The organism is Kitasatospora sp. NPDC007106 (assembly GCF_040634455.1).
Classification (GTDB): Bacteria; Actinomycetota; Actinomycetes; order Streptomycetales; family Streptomycetaceae; genus Kitasatospora; species Kitasatospora arboriphila.
In genome coordinates, this window is the sequence record NZ_JBEYFP010000288.1 from 1 (window position 1) to 7,176 (window position 7,176).

The 7,176-nt window shown below is 74.9% G+C and carries 8 protein-coding genes; 4 read left to right on the forward strand and 4 right to left on the reverse strand.

Annotation, left to right across the window (positions count from 1 at the left end; all coding sequences use genetic code 11):
- Window positions 1-107 precede the first annotated feature (107 nt).
- On the reverse strand, window positions 108-893 hold the full coding sequence (locus tag ABZ641_RS21020) for an RDD family protein (protein ID WP_359983819.1): 786 nt from the start codon (window positions 891-893) through the stop codon (window positions 108-110).
- 124 nt (window positions 894-1,017) lie between these two features.
- Window positions 1,018-1,464: a type II toxin-antitoxin system PemK/MazF family toxin gene (locus tag ABZ641_RS21025; RefSeq protein ID WP_344623974.1), complete on the reverse strand. Its 447-nt coding sequence runs from the start codon at window positions 1,462-1,464 to the stop codon at window positions 1,018-1,020.
- Between the two features lie 78 nt (window positions 1,465-1,542).
- Here ABZ641_RS21025 and ABZ641_RS21030 point away from each other — a divergent pair, with 78 nt between their 5' ends.
- Entirely contained in the window at window positions 1,543-2,304 is a 762-nt protein-coding gene (locus ABZ641_RS21030) for a class I SAM-dependent methyltransferase (protein ID WP_359983822.1), read from the forward strand.
- Window positions 2,305-2,339: 35 nt separating this feature from the next.
- Here ABZ641_RS21030 and ABZ641_RS21035 read toward each other — a convergent pair whose 3' ends face one another.
- The gene (locus ABZ641_RS21035) at window positions 2,340-3,239 is read right to left on the reverse strand and encodes a LysR substrate-binding domain-containing protein (RefSeq protein WP_344623976.1); all 900 of its coding nucleotides are present in this window, start codon (window positions 3,237-3,239) and stop codon (window positions 2,340-2,342) included.
- 72 nt (window positions 3,240-3,311) lie between these two features.
- Here ABZ641_RS21035 and ABZ641_RS21040 point away from each other — a divergent pair, with 72 nt between their 5' ends.
- A complete protein-coding gene (locus ABZ641_RS21040) occupies window positions 3,312-4,187 on the forward strand; it encodes a dihydrodipicolinate synthase family protein (protein ID WP_359983827.1) in 876 nt (291 codons plus the stop codon).
- Window positions 4,188-4,457: 270 nt separating this feature from the next.
- On the forward strand, window positions 4,458-5,486 hold the full coding sequence (locus ABZ641_RS21045) for an aspartate-semialdehyde dehydrogenase (protein WP_344623978.1): 1,029 nt from the start codon (window positions 4,458-4,460) through the stop codon (window positions 5,484-5,486).
- A 137-nt stretch (window positions 5,487-5,623) separates the two neighbouring features.
- Here the strand turns inward: ABZ641_RS21045 and ABZ641_RS21050 are convergent, their stop codons facing one another.
- Window positions 5,624-6,385, reverse strand: a complete 762-nt coding sequence (locus ABZ641_RS21050; protein WP_359983831.1) for a hypothetical protein — start codon at window positions 6,383-6,385, stop codon at window positions 5,624-5,626.
- 162 nt (window positions 6,386-6,547) lie between these two features.
- Here ABZ641_RS21050 and ABZ641_RS21055 point away from each other — a divergent pair.
- Window positions 6,548-7,176, forward strand: a 629-nt coding sequence (locus ABZ641_RS21055) for an NYN domain-containing protein (RefSeq protein ID WP_359983834.1), incomplete at its 3' end; no start/stop codon positions are given.

Below are 7,176 nucleotides of genomic sequence, written 5' to 3' on the forward strand. Positions count from 1 at the left end.
CTCTTCCTACCACAACCACCCCCTCGCCCCCTGCTGCTGTGCCGTCTTCTACACCCCGCGCGGGTCTGGGTTACCCGTTTGTTACCCCCAGCCCCGGGTTCGGCCGGTCAGCCCTCCTTGACCACCACGGTCCGCACGGCCTTGTCGTGCAGGCACTGCTGCAGCGGTTTGTCCCACAGCTGCCACGCCGCGTCGAGCATCTCGAACAGCCATCCGATGCAGTACACGGCGCCGGGCACGGTGGCGACGGCCGAGCGTCCCCAGAGGGCGCTGTCGGTCGGCCGGCCGCCGGTCGCGGCGTCCACCACGCGCAGCCTCATCGCCTTCTTGCCGACCGTCTGGCCGTGCTGGGTGACCATCAGCGCCGCTTCGTACGCGAAGGCCAGCAGGCCGACGAAGAGGTTCCCGAGCCACTCCCCGAGCAGGGCGTAGAGGATGACGGCCGGGATCAGCTGGATCGCGAGGTCGATCAGGCGGGCCACCAGGCGCTCCCCGGGCGGGGCCAGGACACGGCTCCCCGGCGCCTGCGGCACGCCGGGCGGTCCGGCCGGGGTGAGCCAGTGCGGCAGCACCTGCGGCGGCTGCCCGTACCCCGGCGCACCGTACCCCGGCGCACCGTAACCGGGGGTGCCGTAACCGGGGGTGCCGTACCCGGGCGCACCGTACCCGGGGGTGCCCTGTCCCGGGACGCCGTGGCCGGGTGCGCCGTACCCCGGGGCGGTGCTTCCGGGCTGCGCGTAACCGCCGGGCCCGTAGCCGGGCGGTCCGGGCGGGGGAGGGGGCGGCGCACCGTAGCCGGGGGCGGACGGCGGCTGGTGGCCGGCCTGCTGCGCGTAGGGGTTCTGCTGAGGGTCCGTCGGATACCCGTATCCCGACGGGTGGTTGGTGCTCACGTGTGCGGGCTCCCGGTGATAGGTCGTACGCCTGTTGTACCGAGGACGACCGGGAGCGGGTGCGGGGATCGGTGAATCGTTACCGGTGGGGGCGGCACCCGGCCGCCCCCACCGGTACGCGGGTTCAGCGCCAGCGGTAGCGGCGGCGGAGGCTGTCGACGACCAGGTTGAAGCGGGCCCGGTCCAGGGCGCAGGCCTCGCGCCGCATGCCGCCGTCCCACACCCGCATCACGCGGTCCAGCGCCACCCAGGAGTCCCGGCCGGACTTGTCCCACGGGCCGGAGCCGATCGGCACCCAGTCCCGGTCCCCGTCGTGGCCCTTGCTGGAGAGCATGACGGCCAGCAGGCTGCCGCCCTCCTCGCGGGCCACCACCAGCACCGGCCGGTCCTTGCCGCGGCCGTCCCGCTCCTCGTAGGGCACCCAGGTCCACACGATCTCGCCCGGGTCCGGGTCGCCGTCGTGCCGCGGGGAGTACTCGGTGCGGACGGGCCCCACCTCGTACGCCTCGACCTCGACCGTCGCCCCGGGGCCGTAGCGGCCGGGCACGTCCTCGTTGATCAGCTCTGCCATGCGCGAAGGGTAGCGCCCGCGGTGTGTCCGCCCGATAAGCAGTGGCACCGGCCGCCCCCGCCGCGCGAGGATCGGGGCATGGCACGCACCTTCGACGACCTGGTGGCCGAGGCCGCGGCGGCCCCCATGGACGGCTGGGACTTCTCCTGGCTCGACGGCCGCGCCACCGAACAGCGTCCCTCCTGGGGCTACCAGCGGTTGCTGCGCGAACGGCTCTCGCAGGTCGGCGCCGCGCTCGACCTGCAGACCGGCGGCGGCGAGGTGCTCGCCGGTGCCGCCCCCTTCCCGCCGCTGATGGCGGCCACCGAGGGCTGGCCGCCCAACCTGGCGAAGGCCACCGCACTGCTGCACCCGCTCGGCGCGGTGGTGGTCGCGGCCCCCGAGGACCCGCCGCTGCCCTTCGCGGACGCCGCCTTCGACCTGGTGACCAGCCGTCACCCCGTGGTGCCGCACTGGGCGGAGATCGCCCGGGTGCTGCGGCCGGGCGGCGGTTACTTCGCCCAGCACGTCGGCCCGGCGAGCGTCTTCGAGCTGGTCGAGTACTTCCTCGGTCCGCTGCCGGAGCAGGTCCTCCGCGGCCGCCACCCCGACGACGAGCGGGCGGCCGCCGAGGCCGCCGGGCTGGAGGTCGTCGACCTGCGCACCGAGCGGCTGCGGATCGAGTTCCACGACATCGGCGCGGTGGTCTGGTTCCTGCGCAAGGTGATCTGGATGGTCCCCGACTTCACCGTCGACCGGTACCGCGACCGGCTGCGCGAGCTGCACGAACTGATCGGGTCGGAAGGTCCGTTCGTCACGCACTCGTCCCGCAGCCTGGTGGACGCCCGCAAGCCCCGCTGACGGCCGGCAGCCTTTTTGCGGCCACCCGGCGCGGCTCAGACCTGCGGGACGCCGCCGCCCAGCTCCGCCGGCACGGCCGAGTGCAGGGCGGCGGTGAACGCGGCGACCGCCGGGTGGGCGGCGGCTCCGGCGCGGAAGGCCGTCCGGGTCCGCCGGTACATCGGCAGCCGGGTGAGCACCACGCCCGGCGGCGGGGCGGGCACGGTGCCCAGGTGCGGGACCAGGGCGACGCCCTGGCCGACCGCCACCAGGGCGAGCACGGTGGTGAAGTCGTCCACGTGGTGCCGCACCCGCGGGGTGAACCCGGCGCTCTGGCAGGCCCGCAGCGTCATCGCGTGGCAGAGCGTGCCCGCCGGGGCCATGATCCAGGGCGAGCCGCGGTGCTCGGCGACCGTGCCCGCGGCCGCCGCCGCCAGGTACATCGGCTCGGTGAACACCGGCTGGGTGAGCGCCAGTCCGGGCTCCGGCTCGGCCGGCACCAGGTCGTACTCGTGCACCAGCGCCACGTCCAGCTCGCCGGCCCGCAGCGCCGCCGCCACCGCGGCCGGGTCGACCTCGGTGACCATCGGCTCCAGCCCCGGGTGACGGGCCGCCAGCCCGGCCAGCGCGGCCGGGACGATCGCCCGCGCCGCCGACGGGTAGGTGCCGATCCGCAGCGGCCCGGCCAGCCCGCGGCGGGCGTGCGCCAGCTCGGCCGAAGCCTGCTCCAGCCGCTCCAGCACCGCCTCGGCGTGCCGCACCAGGTTCAGCCCCGCCGGGGTCAGCGCCACCCGCCGCCCGGTGCGCTCCAGCAGCGGCACCCCGGCCTCCCGCTCCAGCACGGACAGCTGCTGGGAGACGGCGGACGGGCTGAACGCGAGCGCCTCGGCGACCGCGGCGATCGTGCCGTGGTGGGCGAGTTCGCGCAGCAGGCGAAGGCGGCGGACGTCGAGCATCGGCTCAGCTTACGAGAAGCCTCGGAAATGTGAACTGGACCTGCACGATGCCGGCACGTCAGGCTCGACGGCATGGACCTGCACGGGATTCACGTACCCCTCGTCACCCCGTTCGCCGCGGACGGCTCCGTCGCCGCCGACGCCCTGGCCCGGCTCGCCGGCGACCTGCTCACCGCCGGCGCGGCCGGCCTGGTCGTGCTCGGCACCACCGGCGAGCCCGGCTCCCTGGACGACGCGGAGAAGCGCCTCGTCCTCGACACCGTCGCCCCGGTCTGCCGGGCGCACGGCGCACCGCTGACGGTCGGCGTCGGCGGCGGCGACACCCGCCGCACCGCCGAGGCGCTGGCCGCCCTCGACGGGGTGGCCGACGCCGCCCTGGCGACGGTGCCCGCCTTCGTCCGCCCCGGCCCGGCCGGGGTGCTCGCGCACTTCCGGCACCTCGCCGCGCACAGCCCCGTCCCGCTGATCGTCTACCACATCCCGTACCGCACCGGGCAGCAGCTCGACGCCGGGACGCTCGCCGAGGTGCTGCGGCTGCCCGGCGTGATCGGTGTGAAGTACGCCGCGGGCGGCATCGACGACACCGCGGTCGACCTGCTCGGACAGGGGCAGCGCGGCGTCATGGCCGGCGACGACACCCATCTCTCCGCACTGATGGCGATCGGCGCCGACGGCGGCATCCTGGCCTCCGCGCACCTGGCCACCGGGCAGTACGCCGACCTGGCCGACGCCTGGCGCAAGGGCGACGCCGACCGCGCCCGCGGCCTCGGCCACCGGCTGGCCGCACTCGCCCGCGCCGCCTTCGCCGAGCCCAACCCCGCGGTGGTCAAGGGCGTCCTGCACGCCCAGGGCCGCATCCCCACCCCGGACGTCCGCCTGCCCCTGCTCCCCGCCACCCCCGCCGCCGTCGCCACCGCCCTCGACCGCCTCGCCGAGGTCGCCGAGTAGGTGGTTGCCGATACGGCCCGGGGCCGACCCCGGATGCTTCGGTGGCGAATTGTTTCCGGACGAATCCCCGTCCGCACCGACCGCACCCGCACATCTTGCGGAGCCCGTGCACCGAACCCGCAGGGGCTCCCGGCCCCGGGCCGCAGGCCGTCCCGCGGGGCCGCCCACAGCGTGGACGCCGCGACGGGCCGGGCCGGTGACAAGGCATGATGGCAGGGTGCGGACGGCGATCAAGCACAACCCGATCGAGCACGACATGGAGGAAACGCAATGAGGATCGGCATCGTTGGGGCCACCGGCCAGGTCGGCGGCGTCGTCCGCGAGATCCTGGCGGAACGGGACTTCCCGGTCGAGCAGCTGCGGCTGTTCGCCTCGGCACGGTCCGCCGGGCGCACGCTGCCGTGGCGGGACACCGAGGTGACGGTGGAGGACGCGGCCACCGCCGACTACAGCGGCCTCGACGTCGTGATCTTCTCCGCGGGCGGTTCCACCTCGAAGGCGCTGGCTCCGAAGGTCGCCGCCGCGGGTGCCGTCGTCATCGACAACTCCTCCGCCTGGCGCCGCGACCCCGAGGTGCCGCTGGTCGTCGCCGAGGTCAACCCGCAGGCGATCGCGGACCGCCCGAAGGGCATCATCGCCAACCCGAACTGCACCACCATGGCCGCCATGCCGGTGCTGCGCCCGCTGCACGAGGAGGCCGGCCTGGTCTCCCTGGTGGTCTCCACCTACCAGGCGGTGTCCGGCAGCGGCCTGGCCGGCGTGTCCGAGCTGCACGACCAGGCGTCGAAGGTGGTGGACGGCGCGACCGCGCTGGTCCACGACGGCTCCGCGGTCGAGTACCCGGCGCCCGGCGTCTACAAGCGCCCGATCGCCTTCAACGTCGTCCCGCTGGCGGGTTCGATCGTCGAGGACGGCTCCAACGAGACCGACGAGGAGCAGAAGCTCCGCCACGAGAGCCGCAAGATCCTCGGCATCCCGGAGCTCAAGGTCTCCGGCACCTGCGTGCGCGTCCCGGTCTTCACCGGCCACTCGCTGCAGATCAACGCCCGCTTCGCCGCCCCGATCGCCCCGGAGCGCGCGGTGGAGCTGCTGACCGGCGCGCCCGGCGTGGAGCTCACCGACATCCCGACCCCGCTGCAGGCGGCCGGCCAGGACCCGACCTACGTCGGCCGGATCCGGGTGGACGAGACGGTCGACAACGGCCTGTCGCTCTTCCTCTCCAACGACAACCTGCGCAAGGGCGCCGCCCTCAACGCGGTGCAGCTGGCCGAGCTGGTCGCCGCCGAGCTCCGCGGCTGACCCCGCCGGCCCGCACGGCACGTCCGACGGCCCCGCCCCCGACACGACGGGGGCGGGGCCGCCGGCGTTCGTACGTCGAGGGCCTCAAGGGTGCTCGAGCGGTCACGGCGGGGGCGCGTGGCCTTGGGAGGGACGGCCTAGCGGAGGGCGACCGGCATCTCCTGGGAGACCGCGTCGCCCGTCCACTTGTCGCCCGCCGAGTACCACTGGAAGTCGCCCGGCCCCGTCACCGGGACGGTGGCCCTCACCGTGCCGGAGGCGCTGGAGACGGCCTTGGCGACGGTCTTCCAGCGGTGCGAGCCCGCCGGGCGGAACTGCAGGTACGCCACGCCGTCCGCGTAGCCGTGGAAGCGGTTGTCCGTCCAGAACGAGCGGGCCAGCCAGCCCTGCACGGTGATCCGCTGCCCCTTCGCGGCCTTCGCCGGGACACCCGAGCCGGACAGCTTGGCCGCCCGCTTCAGCGAGAAGCCGCCGGCCGTCTTGGCCACGTAGCGGTCGCCGTCGTTGGCCTTCACCTGCAGGTCGACGAACCAGGTGCCGGCCTCGTCGTTGAAGATCTGCTTCTTCACCGGGTCGACCGTCACCGTGCCCCGGCACACCGACGCGGTCGCCGAGGACGGGGTGCAGCGCATCGGGCCCACCCGGAGCACGCCGTAGTTCGGCCCCCAGACGCCGACCGGGTCGACCGCGCGGATCCCGGAGTCGTCGCGGGCCTCCACCACCAGCGGGAAGGTCGTCGCCTTCTGCGGCCCGAGCAGCACGGGCCGCCCGTCGTTGACGCTGATCGAGGTGATCGCGGTGTCGCCGTGGGACCGGTCGGTGGTGATCGTGGGTACGGCCAGCACCGCCACCGCCGCACCGGCCGCGGCCGCGCACAGGGCCCAGGAAGTCTTCCGCATGATCCCCCCAGTATCGCCGCAGGCCGGGGGTGCTCCGGCACGTCCCGGTCGATGGGCGGCGGTTCGACGCCGGATCCGAGGGTAAGCACTGCCCAATCCCCCGCCCCGCCAGGGGTGGCCCGCCCCCGCCCCACCGGGGGTCACCGGAGGAGAGGAGCGGACGTGGACCGCTGCGTAGTCCTCGTCGACGCCGGCTACCTGCTCGGAGCCGCCGCCAGCCTGCTGGTCGGCGAGCCCGCCCGGTCCCGGGTGACGGTCGACCACACCGTGCTGATCACCGCGCTGCGCGAGCGCGCCGAGGCGGAGACCGGCCTACCGCTGCTCCGGGTCTACTGGTTCGACGCCGCGCCCGAACGCCGCCCGCTGCCCGAGCACCGGCGGCTGCGCGTGCTGCCCCGGGTCACTGTCAGGCTGGGGGCGCTCACCCGGGCCGAGGGCCGCTGGGTGCAGAAGGGCGTCGACGCGGCGATGCACGCCGAGCTCACCGAGCTCGCCCGCAACCACGCCTGCACCGACATCGTGCTGGTCACCGGCGACGGCGACCTGCTGCCGGGTGTGATGTCGGCCAAGGAACACGGGGTGGCCGTCCACCTGTGGGCGCTGCAGGCCGCGGACGGCGACTTCAACCAGTCCGAGGACCTCGTCGCGGAGGCCGACGAGCGCCGCGTCCTGGACCGGGCCTGGATGGAGCAGTGGGTACGGCTGCGCGAGGTGCCCGCGTCCTTCCCGGCGCCCGGTGCGGCGCCGCGGATCGCGGGCCTGCTCGCCGCCCCCGCGCAGCCGGAGGCGCC

Bases quoted from the DNA above. Each gene is read 5' to 3' on its own strand.
- ABZ641_RS21025 (WP_344623974.1), bottom strand. From the start codon at position 1,464: ATGGCAGAGCTGATCAACGAGGACGTGCCCGGCCGCTACGGCCCCGGG.
- ABZ641_RS21030 (WP_359983822.1), top strand. From the start codon at position 1,543: ATGGCACGCACCTTCGACGACCTGGTGGCCGAGGCCGCGGCGGCCCCC.
- ABZ641_RS21035 (WP_344623976.1), bottom strand. From the start codon at position 3,239: ATGCTCGACGTCCGCCGCCTTCGCCTGCTGCGCGAACTCGCCCACCAC.
- ABZ641_RS21040 (WP_359983827.1), top strand. From the start codon at position 3,312: ATGGACCTGCACGGGATTCACGTACCCCTCGTCACCCCGTTCGCCGCG.
- ABZ641_RS21045 (WP_344623978.1), top strand. From the start codon at position 4,458: ATGAGGATCGGCATCGTTGGGGCCACCGGCCAGGTCGGCGGCGTCGTC.
- ABZ641_RS21050 (WP_359983831.1), bottom strand. From the start codon at position 6,385: ATGCGGAAGACTTCCTGGGCCCTGTGCGCGGCCGCGGCCGGTGCGGCG.